General features: G+C 66.7%; 17 protein-coding genes. 5 read left to right on the plus strand and 12 right to left on the minus strand.

The annotated features are described in order from the left end of the window. Positions 1–69 precede the first annotated feature (69 nt). Genes pdxA through lptF form a run of 5 tightly spaced genes read right to left on the minus strand, consistent with a single transcriptional unit; the run spans position 70 to position 6,635 of the window. A complete protein-coding gene (gene pdxA / locus PVW46_RS23315) occupies positions 70–1,032 on the minus strand; it encodes a 4-hydroxythreonine-4-phosphate dehydrogenase PdxA (protein ID WP_069208832.1) in 963 nt (320 codons plus the stop codon). Continuing rightward, positions 1,029–2,252: a peptidylprolyl isomerase gene (locus PVW46_RS23320; RefSeq protein WP_043143457.1), complete on the minus strand. Its 1,224-nt coding sequence runs from the start codon at positions 2,250–2,252 to the stop codon at positions 1,029–1,031. The genes pdxA and PVW46_RS23320 overlap by 4 nt, the downstream gene beginning before the upstream one ends. Beyond that, positions 2,240–4,411 carry an LPS-assembly protein LptD gene (locus tag PVW46_RS23325; RefSeq protein WP_274577931.1) on the minus strand — a complete coding sequence of 724 codons (2,172 nt, stop codon included), beginning with the start codon at positions 4,409–4,411 and terminating at the stop codon, positions 2,240–2,242. The genes PVW46_RS23320 and PVW46_RS23325 overlap by 13 nt, the downstream gene beginning before the upstream one ends. Further along, positions 4,408–5,502 (minus strand): LPS export ABC transporter permease LptG, encoded by a 1,095-nt coding sequence (gene lptG, locus PVW46_RS23330; RefSeq protein WP_043143461.1) that lies wholly within the window; start codon positions 5,500–5,502, stop codon positions 4,408–4,410. The genes PVW46_RS23325 and lptG overlap by 4 nt, the downstream gene beginning before the upstream one ends. Continuing rightward, complete coding sequence (lptF, locus tag PVW46_RS23335) at positions 5,499–6,635, minus strand: LPS export ABC transporter permease LptF (RefSeq protein WP_083242231.1); 1,137 nt, start codon at positions 6,633–6,635, stop codon at positions 5,499–5,501. The genes lptG and lptF overlap by 4 nt, the downstream gene beginning before the upstream one ends. A gap of 135 nt (positions 6,636–6,770) precedes the next feature. Between lptF and PVW46_RS23340 the strand changes: the two genes are divergently transcribed. Then, positions 6,771–8,234: a leucyl aminopeptidase gene (locus PVW46_RS23340; protein WP_069208835.1), complete on the plus strand. Its 1,464-nt coding sequence runs from the start codon at positions 6,771–6,773 to the stop codon at positions 8,232–8,234. A 130-nt stretch (positions 8,235–8,364) separates the two neighbouring features. Further along, positions 8,365–8,823: a DNA polymerase III subunit chi gene (locus PVW46_RS23345; protein WP_069208836.1), complete on the plus strand. Its 459-nt coding sequence runs from the start codon at positions 8,365–8,367 to the stop codon at positions 8,821–8,823. Positions 8,824–8,829: 6 nt separating this feature from the next. Here the strand turns inward: PVW46_RS23345 and PVW46_RS23350 are convergent, their stop codons facing one another. From PVW46_RS23350 to PVW46_RS23365, 4 genes are all read right to left on the minus strand, one after another. Then, on the minus strand, positions 8,830–9,411 hold the full coding sequence (locus PVW46_RS23350) for a TIGR02281 family clan AA aspartic protease (protein ID WP_069208837.1): 582 nt from the start codon (positions 9,409–9,411) through the stop codon (positions 8,830–8,832). Between the two features lie 58 nt (positions 9,412–9,469). Next, entirely contained in the window at positions 9,470–10,090 is a 621-nt protein-coding gene (locus PVW46_RS23355) for a MarC family protein (protein ID WP_043143471.1), read from the minus strand. A gap of 86 nt (positions 10,091–10,176) precedes the next feature. Beyond that, positions 10,177–11,127 (minus strand): COG3904 family protein, encoded by a 951-nt coding sequence (locus PVW46_RS23360; RefSeq protein ID WP_043143473.1) that lies wholly within the window; start codon positions 11,125–11,127, stop codon positions 10,177–10,179. A 66-nt stretch (positions 11,128–11,193) separates the two neighbouring features. After that, a complete protein-coding gene (locus tag PVW46_RS23365) occupies positions 11,194–13,044 on the minus strand; it encodes an ABC-F family ATP-binding cassette domain-containing protein (RefSeq protein WP_069208838.1) in 1,851 nt (616 codons plus the stop codon). A 182-nt stretch (positions 13,045–13,226) separates the two neighbouring features. On the opposite strand from PVW46_RS23365, the gene ndk reads away from it, so the two are divergent. Continuing rightward, positions 13,227–13,649 (plus strand): nucleoside-diphosphate kinase, encoded by a 423-nt coding sequence (gene ndk, locus PVW46_RS23370; RefSeq protein ID WP_043143476.1) that lies wholly within the window; start codon positions 13,227–13,229, stop codon positions 13,647–13,649. Positions 13,650–13,735: 86 nt separating this feature from the next. On the opposite strand, the gene PVW46_RS23375 is transcribed toward ndk, so the two are convergent. The 3 genes from PVW46_RS23375 to PVW46_RS23385 are packed head-to-tail and all read right to left on the minus strand — an operon-like array spanning position 13,736 to position 16,048. Then, positions 13,736–14,068, minus strand: coding sequence for a TfoX/Sxy family protein (locus PVW46_RS23375; protein ID WP_069208839.1), 333 nt, complete (start codon positions 14,066–14,068; stop codon positions 13,736–13,738). Continuing rightward, complete coding sequence (locus PVW46_RS23380) at positions 14,065–14,865, minus strand: isocitrate lyase/PEP mutase family protein (RefSeq protein ID WP_069208840.1); 801 nt, start codon at positions 14,863–14,865, stop codon at positions 14,065–14,067. The genes PVW46_RS23375 and PVW46_RS23380 overlap by 4 nt, the downstream gene beginning before the upstream one ends. Continuing rightward, on the minus strand, positions 14,858–16,048 hold the full coding sequence (locus PVW46_RS23385) for a pyridoxal phosphate-dependent aminotransferase (protein WP_069208841.1): 1,191 nt from the start codon (positions 16,046–16,048) through the stop codon (positions 14,858–14,860). Before PVW46_RS23385 ends, PVW46_RS23380 begins: the two co-directional genes overlap by 8 nt. Before the next feature lie 265 nt (positions 16,049–16,313). On the opposite strand from PVW46_RS23385, the gene PVW46_RS23390 reads away from it, so the two are divergent. Together PVW46_RS23390 and PVW46_RS23395 are read left to right on the plus strand one after the other, a co-directional pair. Further along, positions 16,314–16,688 carry a hypothetical protein gene (locus tag PVW46_RS23390; RefSeq protein ID WP_043143483.1) on the plus strand — a complete coding sequence of 125 codons (375 nt, stop codon included), beginning with the start codon at positions 16,314–16,316 and terminating at the stop codon, positions 16,686–16,688. Positions 16,689–16,707: 19 nt separating this feature from the next. Beyond that, positions 16,708–17,967, plus strand: coding sequence for a DNA-packaging protein (locus tag PVW46_RS23395; RefSeq protein ID WP_274577932.1), 1,260 nt, complete (start codon positions 16,708–16,710; stop codon positions 17,965–17,967). Positions 17,968–18,077 lie beyond the last annotated feature (110 nt).

The following is an 18,077-nucleotide window of genomic DNA, read 5'->3' on the forward strand; positions in this document are numbered from 1 at the left end:
CTTCTTTGGTTTTCCAAATACCTCGGGGGAATTGGCCGAAGGCCAAGGGGGCAGAGCCCCAATCGCCGGTCAGGCGGTGCTCAACCGTGCCGCCATGCGCAATGCCGCCAGTGTCGACGAGGGGTTGGCGAGGCCCTTGCCCGCGATGTCGAAGGCGGTGCCATGGTCGGGCGAGGTGCGCACGAAGGGCAGGCCCAGGGTGACGTTCACGCCCTCGTCGAAATCCAGCGTCTTGATCGGGATCAGCGCCTGGTCGTGGTACATGCAGATCGCCGTGTCATAGCCCGCGCGGGCGCGCTCGTGGAACATGGTGTCCCCAGGCAGGGGGCCGCGCAGGTCCATGCCCTCGGCCCGCAGGCGATCCAGGACCGGGGCGATCACTGCGGCGTCCTCCTTGCCCATGCGCCCGCCTTCGCCGGCATGGGGGTTCAGGCCGGCAACGGCGAGCCGTGGCTTGGCGATGCCGAACTGGGACACCAGCGCCGCGTGGGTGATGCGGATGCGCCGTTCCAGCAGCCCGGGCGTCAGGGCGGCGGGCACATCGGCGATGGCGATATGGATCGTCACCGGCACGACGCGCAGCCGGTCCGAGGCCAGCATCATCACCACCTCGTCGGCGCCGGCCAGATGGGCCAGGAACTCGGTATGGCCGGGAAAGGCGAACCCGGCGCCCTCGGCCAGGGCCTGCTTGTGAATGGGCAACGTACAAAGCGCAGAGGCCTTGCCGGACTGTACCAACCGCACGCCTTCTTCGATGGCGCGGATCACGCCAGCGGCATGAGCCGCCTGCGGCGTGCCCGGAACGCGCGGGCCAGGCATTGAGATCGGCCAGACCGGCAGGCCCCCGGCGCAGCGCTCCGCCGCCTCGGCAGGATCCTGCAGCACGACATGGGGCACCTTGCCCGGCAGGTGGGCGGGGTCTCCGATCCAGAAGAACGGAAGGTCCGTGCCCAGGGCCGTCCAGGCGGCTTCGGTCAGTTCGGGGCCAATACCCGCCGGTTCGCCACAGCTCAGCGCGACGGGGCGGCTCATCTCTCGACGATGAGGGCGTCGGCGCGCAGCTGCGACAGGTAGCCGTCGGCCAGCTTGGCCAGCCGCTGGTTGCGCAGGCCCACGGTGATCTGGGTGCGGTCCACGTCTTCCTGGATCTCTGCCGAACGCCCGCAGAGCATCAGGAAAACCAGCGTCTGCCCGCCCGACCGGGTCAGCGTGGTCGAGACCTCGCCCGGGTCCAGCTTGGATAGTTCCAGGGCGATGTCGGTGGGCAGGTCGGCCACCGGCAGCGTGCCGCGTTCCAGCACCTCGGGCGGCTGTCCCTTGGCGATGCCATAAAGATCGTCGCAGCGGTCGACGCGGCCCTCGATCTCGCGCGCCTTGGCCAGGGTCTCGGCAGACCGTCCGCCGGGCATGTAGTAGGCGGCATATTCCACCGCGCTGACCTTGGCCGGGGTATAGCCGGTTTCCTGCACGTCGCGCATCTGGAACAGCGCGATGGCGCCGTCCAGCGGGATCGGGGCGGTCACTTCGCCCGGGGCAAGGCCCAGCAGCAGCGGTTGCAGCGGCGGCGGCAGCTCGGAGAGGTCACGCCAGGGCAGGCGGCCGCCGTCCTGGCGGGTGGCGGTCGCGGAATACTGGCGTGCCTCGGCGGCAAAGGCGCCAAAGCTCTTGATCTGGGAAATCCGCTCGGCGCGGGCGCGCACCGCGTCTTCCTCGCCGGGGCGGACGGGCATGATGATCTCGGAGAGCAGCACGCGCACGGTGCTGCCGGTGCCCTGCTGCGACAGGGCGCGGTCGATCTCGTCCTCGGAGACGGTGGCGCGGGCGCCGAACCGCGCCTGCACCAACTGGCGCCAGCTGAGGCCGGAGTGCACGAAGTCGCGGAAGGTCTGCTCGGCCACACCCTCGGCGCCAAGCGCGGCGACGAACTGGTCTCGGGTCATGCCGGCGCGACCGGCGAATTCCGTCATGCCATCGAGGATTTCCTCGTCGGTCGGACGGATGCCGCTGTCGCGGGCGGCCTGCAGGCGCAGCCGGTCGTCGACCAGCTGTTCGCGGGCCAGCTTGTCCAGGTCGCCCGGGGCGCTCAGGACCTGCAACATGCGCTTGCGCTGCTGCAGTTCGTAGTTGGTGATGACGCTGTCGTTTACCTGTATCGCCGGGGCAAAGAGGTTTTGCGCGGCCAGCGGCGCCGGTGCCGCAGCAAGCGTCAGGACCGCGAGAAACGGTGCGAGCAGACGGGTCAGAACGAACATGTGCGGCGGTACTCCTTGCCACTGTTGCCGGCGCCGAACCCTGTCAGCGCGATGGTCAGATCGAAATCGGTGGACGGTTCGACAATGGAGGAAGAGGCGTAGTCCCGCGTCACCTGGAAGTCCACCTGGATGCATTCGTTGCGGTATTGCAGCCCAAGCCCGACCCGGTCAACCCGCTGGTCGGCCAGATCGTAGCGGGCCTCGCTGGAGGTGGACCAGTGACGGTTCAATTGATAGCGACCGTCGAAGGTCCATTCCGACTGTGTCCGGTCGCGATCCTCGTCCGCATCCGGGACCAGCAGCAGGTAGGAGGCCCCCAGGTCCATGCGGGTGGTCGACCAGCCGGCGCGGGCCTCGGCCTTGGAAAAACTGCCGTCATGGTCCAGCAGCCCGCGCGCCGAGAGCGTCAGACCAAGCGGATTGGCAAAGCGCCCGGCGATCAGAAGGTCAGAGGTGGTGCCGGTCAGCCCGGATGAGCGCGAGAAATCCGTATCGGCGGTTTCGCGCCAGATCCTGCCAAAGGTCAGCGCGGCGGACCATCCGTCCGGCGCCTGGTGCAGCCAGCGCACCCCGGCGGCCAGCGTCGCACCGTGTTCGCGCCGGTCGCTGGCGGGAAAGCGCGACAGGGACAGCAGGTTGGCCTCGTCGAACTCGACCCGGGTGCTTTCGTCGTTTGGATTGCGCAGCCGTTCGCCGCCGACCCAGCCGAACTGCAGCACGGGTTCCAGCAGGGTGCGCCCGCCGGCGGGGCCCTGGCGCTGCATCGGATAGCGGAATTCCGCCGCGATGCCGGGTATGGCGCGGCTGACCTCGGCGTCCGAGGTCACGTCCTGTTCGGTCAGGTAGTGATCCAGCCAAAGATGCGTCGACAGGCCGGCGCGGATGCCGCCGGGCAGGGTCCAGCGGTTGCGCCAGCTCATCTCGGCGTTGATGCGCGTCACGTCGCGGCCATCGACCTCGTCGTCGGCATCGGGGCCGTCGGTATCGTTTTTCGACTGCCGCAGGTGGCCGTGGGTTTCGGCGGCCAGGCGGAGCTCTCCGCCGACGAGCCCGGGAAAGAACCGGCGTTCCAGCCGGTAATCCGCGATAAAGCGCGGCTGGGTCGAATTGCTCTCGAAGTCGCGCAGCGTCTGGTAGTTCCGGACACTGGTCTGCATGAAGCTGTCGTAGGTGATCCGGGACAGCGAAAGGTCGCTGGCCAGCCTGTCCTTGTCGTCCAGCCCGTAGTCGTAGAGATAGGAATCGTCCGAAATCGACTTGAGGTTGAACGACAGTTTGTAGTCCCGCGGGAGGCGGAAATTGCCGTTGGCAAAGAGGTATCCGCGCGGACCGTCATCCATCAGCGTGTCGGACGTCAGCCCGCCCAGCAGCGTCAGCTGGCCGCTGCGGTAGGCTCGCCGATAGCGGAATTCCAGCGTCCGCGTCTTGGGCGACAGGTAGGGGGTCAGGGTAAGGTCCTGATGACGCCCGATCGGAATGAAGTAGGGCGTCTTGATGCCAAGGCCGAGGCGCGAGCTGCTGTGGATCGTCGGGATCAGGAAGCCGCGGGCGCGCTCCAGCGTCGGGTCGGGCAGGCGCAGCCGGGGAAAGTAGAAGACCGGCACGTCCAGCACGCGCAACTGCGCGTCGTCAAAGTACATCTGGCGTTCCATCTGGTCATGCACGACCCGCGAGGCGCGGATCTGCCACAGCGGCACGCGGTTCTTGCCGCAGACCTGGCACGAGGTGACGGCGACGCGGCTCAGCTGGGTGAAACGGCCCTCGACCCGGCGCGCCTCGACAGAGGCCAGTTGCAGCTGCTGGTCCAGGACCATGCGCGCCCCGGACAACAAGCCGTTGCGAAAGCCCTGGTCCATTTCGGCATAGGTGGCGGTGATGACATTGCCGTCGGCGTCGATGATCCGGATCGGTCCGTCGATCACAAGCTGGTCGGTGGACTGGTCATAGACGATGCGCTGTGCCGTCAGCCGCAGCCCGTCATGAAAGGCCTCGACATTGCCGGTGGCCACGAGTCGGCTGTCCGCCTCGACATAGACGTTGTCCGCGACCAGCATCGCCGGGTCGGCCATGTCTTCGCCGTTGTCCTGGGCGCCGGCGGGCAGGGCCAGAAAGGTGAGGGCCGCAAGGAGACGGGCCAGGCATGTCAGCACGCGTGTCATCCGTCCTCCATATGCAAGACCAACCCCATTGCAAGGAGAACGGATGCAACCGGTGGCACCCAGGCAGCAACAAGTGGTGCCAGTTGACCGTTTTCCCCCATGATCTGGGCGAAACTTCGCACATAATACAGACCGAATCCAAGCAGGACCGCCGAGAGGATCGCGATTCCCGTCCGTCCGAGGCGCGTGGGCCGCATGGTAAAGGCCGCGCCGATCAGGGTCATCGCCACCAGAAACAGCGGGCGTGACAGTTCCATGTGCATCCAGACGATGTAGCGGCGCGCGGAAAAGCCCGAGGATTCAAGGCCCTGGATAAAGGCGGGCAGATCCCAGATCGCCACCGCCGAAGGTTTGCCGAACCGGTCGCGGATGCTGTCCTGGGTCAGGGTCGAGGGCAGGCGCAACTCGTCGTGCAGCTTGGCGCCGGACTCGGGGTTCAGGCCCGCGGTCAGCGGCCAGGCCTTGGCATCGTTCAGCACCCAGTAGCCATCTGACAGGTGCGCGCGATCAGCCTGAATGCGGGTCGCAGGACCGCCGCCCGGGGCATAGACCACGATCGAGACGTCAAAGAGCAGGGTCGCCTCGGCATTGGCGCGCGCGGCATGGATCACGGCCTGGCCCTCGTCGCCGCCCTGGCGCAGCCACAGACCCTCGGGGCCGATGGACAGGGCAGAGGCGCTGCCGCTCTCATAGGTCTCGCGCAGCTCCGTATAGCGTTTCGAGGTCGCCGAAACGATAGGGTTCAGCAGGCCCACCACCAGCCCGCCGATCAGCAGGGCCACCACCACCGGCGCCATGAGCGCGGTCACTCCGGACCGTCCGCTGGCCCGCGTGACCACCAGCTCCGACGAACGTGCAAGGCCTAGGAACAGCGCCACGGTCGAGAGGATCATCACCAGCGGCACGATCTCGTAGATGCCGCTGGGCAGTTTCATCAGCGTCACTTGCACCACCTGGCCAAAGCTGACGCTGTCGTCGAAACGGCGCATTTCCTCGATCAGGTCCAGGAGGCCCTGGAACAGGGCGAAGATCCCGAAGACCGTCAGGAACATCCAGAGATAGCGCCGGGCAAAGTAGAAATGCAGGGTCATGCGGCGGCCTCCTGCCTGGGCGCGCGCCTGCGCCTTGGCCGGTAGGTTCGCGATGCCTGCCATAGCAGGACCCAGACCACGGACAGCCCGATGACACTGGGCAGGTAGACCAGCGGCCAGATCGTGTGATCGGCGCGCACCGGGTCAGTCACCAGGCTTTCGACCAGTTTGACCAGCACCAGAAGGCCGATGGCAAAGACGATCTGCCGGGTCACGCCAAAGCGCGAATACCCACCCACCATCAGCGCCGCGTAGCCGATCAGCGGCGCAACCATGACCAGCAGCGCCAACTGGAACCGCAGGTGGCCTTCCTCGACCGCCTCTCCGGGCGTGTCGCGGGCCTCTTCGGCCGCGGCGATCGGCTGGGTGATCAGCTCCCAGGTGGGCATGTAGTTCAGGCGCCGGCTGTTCGGTCGCCCGGCGATCACCAGTTCCGAGACGTCATAGACCAGGTCGCTGAAATTCGTGGTCGAAAGGCGGCGGCTTTCCAGGTTCATCGTCTGGGCCATGCCCGACAGCATGACCAGCTTTGGCCCTTCTTCGTCGTTGATCAGGTAGGCCTGTTCCGAGGTGTAGGTCACGTCGCGCCCGGGCGTGCGACGGTCGGACAGGACGACATCGCGCAATTCGCCCTGTTCCGTGATGTCGCGGATGTAGAAGGTCACGCCATCCACCGGGTGCAGGAAGACGCCGTCGCGCAGCAGGCGCGCGCTGACCGATCCCGACAGCGCCTTTTCGCGGATGCGCAACTGTTCCAGTGATTTCGGCACCAGAAGATGCGTCAGCACCGACATCATCAGAGCCACGATGATCCCGAAGATCAGCACCGGCCGGGCCAGCCGCCAGGGGGAATAGCCGGTTGCCTGCACCACAGTCAGCTCGCTGTCGGAACTCAGCCGGTTGGTGACATAGACCGCCGCCGCGAAACTGGCCAAGGGCAGAACCTGGGCGATCACCGCCGGCAGCGACAGGGCGGTGAACTCCATCACCACGCGCACCGAATGGCCGTCGGAAATCAACTGGTCAAAGACCGCAACGGCCTTGTTCACCCAGTACACAGCCACAAGGACTAGGGCGAAAAAGCCGAACACCACCATCAGTTGCGACAGGACATATCTGTCGAATCTCTGCAAAGGCTTGGTCCCCCCAGACCCGTCCAATGGCGGCACGCTACCCCATCGCGCGGAATTGGGAAAGGTGGCTCTGGTCAACCGGGGCGGGCGGCGTTACCTCTCGTGGGCGGAACTCAGCTCAGGAGAAAACGACCCATGACCGATCTGCGCGCGATCAGCTTTGCCGAAGTGGCCCTGGACGGGCTTGAGCAGGCGGAGGGCCGTCTTGCCGTCCTCGTCACGCCCGAGGGCACGCTCAGCCCCGGCGCGCGGCGCCTGAACCGCCTGACCAAGGGGGCCCTGGGGCGCGCGGTCGAAAGCGAAGCCTGGGGCAAGCTCGCTGCCGGCGAGGCGTTGAGCCTGGCCTGGCCCGCGGGTCTGTCCGCCGAAGGGGTCGAGATCGTCAAGCTGGCCCGCCGCCCCTCGGTGACGGAGGCGCGCAAGGCCGGGGCCACGATGGCCAGGGCCGCAGGCAAGTCGGCGCTGACCGTCCTGGTCGAGGTGACACGTCTGCCCGAGGAAATCGCCCTGGGCCTGGCGCTGCGCGGCTACGCTTTCACCGCGCGCAAATCCGAACCCGCCGAGACACCCGCCGCCGCGGTCATCATGGTCAAGGCCCCCGAAGAGGCCGAGGCCGCCCATGCCGCCGCCCGCGCCGTGGCCGAGGGCATCGCCTTTACCCGCGACCTGGTCTCGGAACCGGCCAACGTGCTGACCACCATCGAATTCGCCGCCCGGCTGGAGGCCCTGCGCGAGATCGGGCTGGAGGTCGAGGTGCTGGAGGAAGACCAGCTTGAAAAGCTGGGGATGGGGGCACTGCTGGGGGTCGGCATGGGGTCGGCCATGCCCTCCAAGGTCGTGACCATGCGCTGGAAAGGGGCCGAGGGCGCGCCGCTGGCCCTGATCGGCAAGGGTGTCGTCTTCGACACCGGCGGCATCAGCCTCAAGCCCGCGCAGGGCATGGAGGACATGACGATGGATATGGGCGGTGCGGGCACCGTCTCGGGCGTGATGAAAACGCTGGCCCTGCGCAAGGCCAAGGCGCATGTGGTCGGCATGGTCGGCCTGGTCGAGAACATGCCCTCGCACATGGCGCAGCGGCCCGGTGACATCGTCACCTCTATGAAGGGCGACACGATCGAGGTCATCAACACCGATGCTGAGGGTCGGCTGGTGCTGGCGGACGTGATGTGGCACGCGCAGGAGGCGGAAAAACCCGCCGCGATGATCGACCTGGCCACGCTGACCGGTGCCTGCATTGTCGCGCTGGGTCACGAGAATGCCGGTGTCTTCTCCAATGACGACGGGCTGGCGGGCGATTTCCTCAAGGCCGCGCAGGCCGAGGGCGAAGGCGCCTGGCGCCTGCCGCTGGGCCAGGCCTATGACGACATGCTGAAGAGCCAGAAGGCCGACATCAAGAACGTCGGCGGCCGCCCGGCGGGCGCGATCACCGCGGCCCAGTTCCTGCAGCGCTTCGTCCAGGAGGGCACGCCCTGGATCCATCTCGACATCGCGGGCGTGGCGCAGGTCAGCAAGGACACCGACCTGTCGCCCAAGGGCGCAACCGGCTGGGGCGTGATGGCGCTGGACCGCCTGGTACGCGACCGTTTCGAGGGCTGAGGATGCGGCGCGCCGGTCGCCGTGTGGCGGGCGTGCCCCTTCTTTGGTTTGACAAATACCTCGGGGGAGTCTGCCCTTGGCAGACGGGGGCAGCGCCCCCATCCCCCGGTCCGCAACCCGGAGCACCCGCATGGGAGAGGCGTTCTTCTACCACCTGACCCGCCGCCCGCTGGAGGCGGTTCTGCCGGACCTGCTGGAGAAATCCCTGGCCCGGGGCTGGCGTGTTTCCGTGCGCGGCACGCAGGCACAAAGGATGGACTGGCTGGATCAGAAGCTCTGGTTGGGTCCGGAAGAGGGGTTCCTGCCGCATGGGCTGGCCGGTGGCCCGCATGACGCGGATCAGCCGGTGCTGCTGACGCTGGATGCAAAATCCGCCAATGGCCCCGGCTGTCTGATGTGCATCGATGGCGCAGAGGTGGCGCCGGAGGAGGTCACGGCCCTGGACCGGGTCTGTGTTCTTTTCGACGGCCACGACGGGGCCGCTTTGCAGCGCGCGCGCGACCAGTGGCGCAGCCTGACCGGCGCGGGCTGCAAGGCGCAGTACTGGTCCGAGGAATCCGGCCGTTGGGAAAAGAAGGCCGAGAGCTGAGCGTGATCAGCGCTGCAGGACCAGCTTGCCGCCGGTGATCTGCAGGCTGGCGAAGCGGTCGAGATAGCTCATCCCCAAGAGTGAATTCTGCATCTCGCCACCGTTCACGTAGGCGGGCACGCGGGTGTCGGTGAAGGGGCCAATGGCAACCTCGTCCAGTGTCACGCGCGCCGTGCGGACCACGCCGTTTGCGGTCATGGCCTCGGTCAGGAAATGCAGGTTCTGGTCGTCGATGCCCGCGCGCCGCGCCGCCTCGCGTGTCAGCACCATCGAGGTGGCGCCGGTATCGACGACGAAACGCACCTGTGCGCCGTTCACCTGCAGGTTGACGTAATAATGCCCGTCGGGCGCGCGCGGCAGTTCGATCCGCCCCTCGCTGGCAGTGACCATCTGTTGCGGCTGCACGGTCTGGCGAATGTCCTGCCAGAGGCCATAGATCGCAACGACGCCGACAAAGATCAGCGCCCAGGCCGCCATGTATTGCAGCGACTTGTTGAGGTTGTTCCGGTTCTGCACAAAGAACCAGCCCGCGATCACGCTGCCCAGCAGCACGAGGTAGATGAGATTGCCGATCTGGTCGCCCGACATGGCTGGCCTCCGATGGTCTGCCCCTGAAAGATAGGCATTCCGCGCCCAAGGTACAGGGTCAGACCGGGGCGAGCCCGAAATTGCGCAGCCCGTCCAGCACGAATTGTACCGACAGCGCGGCCAGAAGCATCCCCAGCAGACGCGTGACCACGTTGATCCCGATCCGGCCGAGCGCGCGCTCTATCATGCCCGCGGTCAGGAACAGCAACAGCACCAACAGCAGGACCGCGGCCATGACACCCAGCACGCCGGCCATTGCCAGCGCATCCTCTGCCGCGCCGGCCAGCAGGATCATCGAGGCGATGGCCCCCGGACCGGCGATCAGCGGAATGGCGAGGGGAAAGACCGAAGGGTCGGGGAATTCCTCCTCGTCGGCCTTGTCCTCGCGCCGCTTGGTGCGGCGTTCGAACAACATGTCCAGTGCGGTGATGAAAAGCAGGATGCCGCCCGCGATGCGGAAGGCGGGCATGGAAATCCCGATGAAGCCCAGCACCGCCTCGCCGAAGAAGGCAAACAGCGTCAGCAGGCCAAAGGCGATGATGCAGGCCCGGTAGGCCACCGCGCGCCGGTGCCGCGCATCCGCGCCCTGCGTCAGCGCGATGAACATCGGCGTCAGCCCGATCGGGTCGATCACCACGAAGACGGTGAAGAAGGCGCTGATGAGAAAGGCAGTGTCCATGACCTTCGGGCTATCGGCTCATTGTGCCCAAGTCCAGCGTCATGGTCTTTGGCCGCCGTGGCTGTTGCGCCGGGGGTGTGGGCTGTTCAAGGAGCGAGATCCGATAAAGGCATGTCGTGCGCGTAGAAATTGAGGTCCGCGAAGTCGTAGATATGATACTGCCAGATCGTATCCTTGCCGCCTTTTTCAAATGTGCAATTCAGCCCCCCGGCCAATGTGACCTTCGTGCCATCAACGTGCGCCCCGGCGATTTCGGCCTCGTAGGCCTCCTGCGTCCGGAACTCGTTCCACCCATAAAAGTTGGCACAGGCATACTTGAACGCGGCTTCGTCTGGCGAGACGGGCGGCCGGACAGGCCCGACCTCGACCTTGAAGCGGATCGCTCTCTTGACTGTGTCGATGTAGAACATGCTGCCATGCGGCGTCGCGATCATCGCGGAGAAAAGGTCGGGATCGAAATAGACGGCGTAGCTGGGACCGCTGCTCATCAGCCGTCGGCTGAATTCCGCCAAGGTCTGCAGGGCAACGTCATAGGCCCGTGTGACGGTCGCCTCGTCGTATTGCCCCTTGGTCACCTCCAGCCGGGGGGCGTGCAGGCCGAGCCGTGCGGTCGGGTGCATCGTGCGCCAAGGGTGATGGCCGAGTTGCCAGCTTTCGTCATCCGGGTTTCCGAATTCCACCTCGTCGGAGATATAGGTTCCCGACATGAAAATGATCGAGCAGGCGCTTTCGCAAGTGGTGCCGGCCTCCAGCCGGGTGCCGATTCCGACTTGCCGGATGTATTCCCCGATGGCGATGCCTTCGAGGAAAGAGCCGCCGGGACTGTCGAGGCAGACGACCACCTGCGGGTCGGTCGGCAGTGCCTTGAACGCGTCGAGGTCGCCCTTTGCCACCTGCCCATCGAAGCGATGGGTGCAGCCCGGACGCGGTGAGGGGTGGCGATCATCATAGGGGAGCGGCCCGACAGCCGAAAGCGTGCCCGAAAAAAGTGGCAATGGCAGAAAAAGGCAGATGGCGAGAAGGGGAAAGAGGCGCATGACATTGGTCTTGGGGACAATGGACTGCGCGCAGGTTCGGGAATCCTGCCCCGGCTGTCAACGCGCCTATGCGCTTTCCGCCGTATCCAGTTTTTCCAGCGCCTTTTCCCAGAGCCCCTCGGCCTTGTGCAGCCCGTCCATGACCTCGGCGTATTTCTTGTTCCAGGTCTCCAGCTCACCCAGGCGGCTGTCTTCGTAGAGCGAGGGGTCGGCCAGCTTTTTCGCCAGCTTTTCGCGCATGTCCTCCAGCTTGCCGACGCGGTCCTCGCATTTGCGGACCTCGGCGCGCAGGTCGAGGATCTGGTCGCGCGAGGGGCGTTTGGGCTTTTCGACGGGTTTGGCCGGTTTCGCGGGCGCATCGCGCGACAAGAGCATGGCGCGATAGGCGTCGAGATCGTCCTCGTAGGGTTTCACCGTGCCGTCGCCCACCAGCCACAGCCGGTCGGCCACCATCGACAGGAGGTGCATGTCGTGGCTGACCAGGATCACCGCGCCGGAATAGGCGGTCAGCGCCTCGACCAGCGCCTCGCGCGATTCAATGTCGAGGTGGTTGGTCGGTTCGTCCAGGATCAGCAGGTGCGGCGCGTCGAGCGTTGCCAGGAGCAGCGACAGGCGCGCCTTCTGGCCGCCCGAAAGTCGCCCGACCACTGTTTCCGCCTGCGCGGCCATCAGGCCGAAGCTGGCCAGTTGGGCGCGGAGTTTCGCCGGCGGCGTGCCGGGACGTTCCCGTTGCAGGTGATGGATCGGCGTTTCGTCCAGATGCAGTTCATCCACCTGGTGCTGGGCAAAGTACCCGATGCGCAGCTTGGACGAGCGGCTCATATGGCCGTCCATCAGCGGCAGGCGGTCGGAGAGGAGCTTCGACAGGGTCGATTTGCCCTGGCCGTTCTTGCCCAGGAGCGCGATCCGGTCGTCCTGGTCGATGCGCAGGTTCAGGCGGCTCAGCACCGGCTTGCCGTCATAGCCGGTCACGCCGCCCTCGATGTTGATGATCGGGGGCGAAAGCTCATCGGGCTGGGCAAAGGTGAAGACCCGCTTGGCGGCCTCCTCGGGCGCGGTGATCATGTCCATGCGCTCGATCATCTTGAGGCGGGACTGGGCCTGTTTCGCCTTCGAGGCCTTGGCACGGAAACGGTCGACGAAGCTTTGCAGGTGGGCGCGGCGCTGGTCCTGCTTTTTCGCCATCGCGGCGGCCTGGGCGCGTTTTTCGGCACGCAGCCTGGCAAAGCCGTCGTAGGGCGTGCCGTAGTAGGTCAGCTTGCGGTCCTCGAGGTGCAGGATGCTGCCCACGGCGCGGTTCAGCAGACCCCGGTCGTGGGAAATCACGATGACCGTGTGCGGGTATCTTGCCAGGTAGGATTCGAGCCAGAGCGCGCCTTCGAGATCGAGGTAGTTCGTCGGTTCGTCGAGCAGCAGCAGGTCGGGCTGGGCGAACAGAACACCGGCCAGCGCCACGCGCATCCGCCAACCGCCCGAAAAGGCAGAGCAGGGCTGTTTCTGCTGCGCGTCGTCAAAGCCCAACCCGCGCAGGATGGTCGAGGCGCGGGCTTCAGCGCTCCATGCGTCGATGTCGGCCAGCCGGGTCTGCACCTCTGCGATGCGGTGCGCGTCGGTGGCGGTTTCCGCCTCGGCCATCAGGGCGGCGCGTTCTGTATCCGCTTCCAGCACCGTGTCGATCAGCGAGGTCTCGGACGAGGGGACCTCCTGGCTGACGCCGCCGATGCGGGCGCGCGAGGGCAGGGAGATTTCGCCGTTGTCGAGCGTCAGTTCCCCCCGGATCAGGCGAAAGAGCGTTGTCTTGCCCGCACCGTTGGGACCGACGAGGCCGACCTTGTGGCCCTCGGGGATGGTGGCGGAGGCGTCCTCGAAGAGCGGGCGGCCCTCGACGGAATAGGCGATGGAGTCGATCCTGAGCATGGCGGGGCTGTAGCAGAGGCTGCGGGAAGGGGCCAGAGCCCGTCTTGGGGAGGGCTGTGCAAGGCCGCTGTCCGCCTTGGCGACAGATCCATGACAGGGCTTTTCAAGATGCGGGGGGCGTGCTAGGCGCCAGCGCAGAATTCGGCCGGGCGAACCGGCCCCGAACCGCGAGGAAGACAGACATGGCCACCGAACGCACCCTTTCGATCATCAAACCCGACGCCACCAAGCGCAACCTGACAGGCAAGATCAACGCCAAGTTCGAAGATGCGGGCCTGCGCATCATCGCGCAGAAGCGCATCCAGCTGACCAAGGCGCAGGCCGGCCAGTTCTACGCCGTGCACGCCGAGCGTCCCTTCTACGACGAACTGTGCGAATTCATGGCCTCCGAGCCGGTTGTCGTTCAGGTTCTGGAAGGCGAAGGCGCCATCCTGAAGAACCGCGAAGTCATGGGCGCGACCAACCCCGCCGATGCCGCACCGGGCACCATCCGCGCCGAGTTCGCGGAATCCGTGGGTGAAAACTCGGTCCACGGTTCCGACGCGCCGGAAACCGCCAAGGAAGAGATCGCCTTCTTCTTCTCGGGTCTCGAACTGGTCGGCTAAGTCGTCATCGAGTTCTGAAATGCGATGCCGTCTCCGGGGCTCCGGGGGCGGCATTTTTTCGTTCGGATGTCGCGGGCGCTGCGGGATCAGCGGCGTTCGATCACGCCGATCTCGTTCAGGATGCGGTCGAGTGCGGTTTGCGGTGTGGCGGTCGCCTGTGCCTTGAGCGCGTCGAACTGGACGCGCAGGGCGTCCTTTTCCGCGCCCTTGCAGTCGTTCCAGGGGCGGCCCTGAAGGGCCATGTGCAGGACGTAGTAGCCGATGAAATGCGGACGTTCGCCAGAGACCAGCAGCTTGCGGTAGGCCTCATGCGCGCCGAGTGCGCGCAGGGTTTCGGCGTCGGGGATGCCCGCAGCGGTGCAGGCCCTTTCGAAGGCGGGGCCGAGATTGCGGATGGTGCTGATTGCCGTGCCACTCATGTCAGCATGGGATTGACGGTGGCAAAAGGCAGGGCGTCGGCCAGCGGATCGAACTGACCCTTGGTGAACATCGCCTGTCCGGCGTCGTGGATCGTGCGCCATGTCGCCCTTGCCAGCGCCGAGCCGAGCGAAAGGCGCGCCACGCCCAGGGCGGCGAACTCTGCGCGGGAGAATTGCGCGAAGGGGCCGGACACCAGCGCGTTGAAGGGCAGGCCGGTGGCCTTGACCAGCCGCCCGAGCGCCTCCATCGAGGGCGGACCGGGGACATAGACGGCGTCAGCGCCCGCGGCCTCGAAAGCCTGGATGCGACGCGTGGCCTCTGCCTCGTCATAGTGGCCCGTCAGGAGGCCGTCGGCGCGGGCCACCAGCATGAAATCGCGGGGCAGGGCGCGTGCTGCGGATGCGGCGGCGCGGATGCGCTCGGCCGCAAGCGGCGCGTCATAGGGCGCGTCATCCGGCAGGGCCGTGTCCTCGATGCAGATGCCCGCAAGGCCGGCCTCGGCGGCAAGGCGCACGGTTTCGGCGCAGGTTTCTGGCGCCTCGCCAAAACCGTTCTCGAAATCGCCGGATACGGGGACATTGACGGCGGCCACGAGGTCCTGCGCGTGGGCCAGCGCCTCGTCCCGGGTGAGCGTGCCCATGTCCGGTCGTCCGAGGGTAAAGGCATGGGCGGCAGAGGAGGTGGCGATGGCTTGCGCCCCCAGGGCCACCAGCATCTTGGCGGACCCCGCGTCCCAGGCATTCGCAAGAATGAAGGGATCGCCGGGGCGGTGCATCTGTCGGAAGCTGTCAAGCATGGGCGCGGGCCTTGGTTTCGGCAAAGCTGCACAGCGTGTGCAGCGCCTCTGCCAGTCGGTCATCGGCCACGGTCAGCGCCACGCGGACATGCCCTGCGGCGGACTTGCCGAAGCTTTCCCCCGGCATGACCGCGATGCGGTGATCGTCGAGCAGAGCCTCGGCAAAGTCGCGGCCCGATAGACCCGTCGCACGGATGTCGAGCATGAGGTACATGGCGCCCTGCGCGGGGATGGCCTTGACCGTCGACTGGGCCTCGATCACCGAAAGCGCGAGGTCGCGGCGGCGGCGGAAGGGTTCGGCGATCTGCTCCTCGAGTTCGGCGCCCTGTTCCAGCGCAAAGAGCGCGCCGTCCTGGATGTAGCCGGGCACGCCGTAGGTGGTGGCGGTGGCCAGGTCGATCAGCCGGTCGATGGCCTCTGTCGGGCCGACGAGCCAGCCGGCGCGGGACCCCGTCATGGCGTGGCTTTTCGACATGGAACCGACAATCAGCGTGCGGTCCACCATGCCCGGAAGGCTGCGCGGGCTGACGTGGGCGCCTTGCCAGACCTGGGTGTCGTAGACCTCGTCCGAGATCAGCCAGAGGTCGTTGTCCGTGCAGGCCTGGGCGATCTCTTTGAGCGTTTCCTGGGGGTAGACCATGCCGGTGGGATTGTTGGGCGTGTTGACCAGCAGGCTTTTGGCGTTTGTGTCGCGGGCGGCGGCCTGGATGGCCTCGCCGCGCGGCAGGAACGCGTCGGCGGCCCGCGTGGCAACGGGCACCGCGCGGCCCGAGGCGGCGCGGATCGTGCCGGGGTAGGTGGCGTAATAGGGGTCGATGTAGAGCGCGGCATCTCCGGGCGTCAGCACGGCCATGTGCGCCGCAAAGAGCGCCGCCTGCCCGCCGGGGGTGATGAGCACATTGTCGGGCGTGGTGGGCACGCCGGTGCGCCGGGTGATGCGGCTGGCCAACGCCTCGCGCAGGGCGGAGACGCCGGGGACCATCGCGTAACCCGTGTGGCCGCCGCGGGCGGCGTCATGAATCGCCTGCAGGATCGCGGGATCGGTGCCGATGTCATGTTCACCGATGGTCAGTTCGGTCACAGGCTCGCCCGCGGCGACGAGCGCGCGGGCGCGGTAGAACACCTCCCAGCCGTCGGAGCCGCCTTCGTTGAGCGTGGTGATACGGGAAGAGAGCTGGGGCATGTTGTTGTCCTTTCGTGGAAATGTCTTGCCAGAGCCGTCACGGCGCGGCAAGCCGCTTCTCCCGGCGTTAATTCCGGGTTCATAATCGTAAATGAAATCAAGTGTTTGCGACCGCTCCCCCGATTGACCCAGCGCGCGGTCGACCGTATGGTTTCAGACATGCTGGACGAGGTACGGCAGGCGGCCCCCGGGGGAACCCCTTGGGGCCGTTTTTCGTGCCCTGCCACCCAGGAGGGGCAACCTACAGGCAAAAAAGGTGTCGAGCATGAGCAGTGCAGAGCAGAACCAAGAAGAACCGCGCATCGTCATCATCGCCAGCGAGCGGTGCGAGCGACTGCGCAGGCAGCGTGACCGGGCAACGGCCACGATCGCGGAGCTCGTCGATCAGATCGGCGAACTGCAGGACAGGGCGAAAAGAGGGGATATCGCGAAGAAGTCCGAGGCGAGCAGCGCCCTGGGCGAGTTGAGGTACTGGCTGCGCGCAGCCCGGGAAACGGAGTTGGAACTTGAAGAGATCATCCGAAAGGAAGAGGGAATCAGCGACGTCTACGGACTCGACCTCGAGGCGGCCCGACTTGCGGTCGGGTGCCGCCTGGATAGCCTCCGGGCCTGCTGTGTTGAAGGACAGGTTCCTGGATGAAATGACCGAGGGGGAGCGCATGGCGCTCCCCTACCTGTTCGAGTTCTGGGCCCATGCGCACCAGCTGCCGCCTGAGGGCGACTGGCGCAGCTGGGTGATCCTGGGCGGGCGCGGCGCGGGCAAGACCCGCGCCGGGTCGGAATGGGTGCGGGCGCAGGTCGAGGGGGCCAAGCCGCTGGACAAGGGGCGGTGCAGGCGCATCGCGCTGATCGGCGAGACCTACGACCAGGCGCGCGAGGTGATGATCTATGGCGACAGCGGGATCATGAATTGCACACCGCCGGATCGGAAACCGAAATACGTTTCGACCCGGCGGACGCTGGTCTGGCCGAACGGGGCCGAGGCGATGGTGTTTTCGGCACAGGACCCGGAGGCGCTGCGCGGGCCGCAGTTCGATGCCGCCTGGGCGGATGAATTCGCCAAGTGGAAGAAGGCACAGGATGTCTGGGACATGTTGCAGTTCGGGTTGCGGCTGGGCGAGGCGCCCCGGGTTTGCGTGACGACGACGCCGCGCAACGTGGGGGTGCTGAAGGCGTTGCTGGAGCTGCCCTCGACCGTATCGACCCACGCCCGGACCGAGGCCAACCAGGCGCACCTGGCCGAGACATTCCTGGAGGAGGTGCGGGCTCGTTACGAGGGGCAGTCGCTGGGCTTGCAGGAGCTGGACGGTGTGTTGCTGGACCAGGTGGATGGCGCGCTCTGGACGCGGGAGATGCTGGATGGCGCGCGCGCCGGGCGGCTGCCCGACATGGACCGGGTCGTGGTGGCGCTGGATCCGCCGGCGGGGGCCGGGGCGCGGGCCGATGCCTGCGGGATCGTCGTGGCCGGGCTGGTCGACAGCGATGATCCGCGCGCGCGGCGGGCCTATGTGCTGGAGGATGCCTCTGTCCAGGGATTGTCACCCGTCGGCTGGGCGACGGCGGCCATCGAGGCGGCGGCCCGTTGGCAGGCCGACCGGGTGGTGGCCGAGGTCAACCAGGGCGGCGCGATGGTGGAGGCCACCTTGCGCCAGGTCGATCCCTATGTCGCCTACAAGGCGGTGCATGCCTCGCAGGGGAAATCGCTGAGGGCCGAGCCGGTGGCGGCGCTGTACGAGCAGGGGCGAGTGAAGCACGCGGTCGGGCTGGCAGAGCTGGAGGCGCAGATGTGCATGATGACGCCGGAAGGCTACCTGGGGTCGGGCAGTCCGGACCGGGTGGATGCACTGGTCTGGGCGCTGAGCGAGCTGATGCTGGGTATTCGTCCGGTGAAACGCGCGCCGCAGGTGCGGGTGTTGTGACCCTGGCGGCGGGGTGAATCCTCCCCCTGGAGTGTGGCATGCGGATTCAATGATCAGCGTCCGGCGGCATTTGGGCCTGTCGGAGCGAGGGGCCAGCCCCTCGCGCTCCC

Source organism: Mameliella sp. AT18, from assembly GCF_028807275.1.
GTDB lineage: Bacteria > Pseudomonadota > Alphaproteobacteria > Rhodobacterales > Rhodobacteraceae > Antarctobacter > Antarctobacter albus.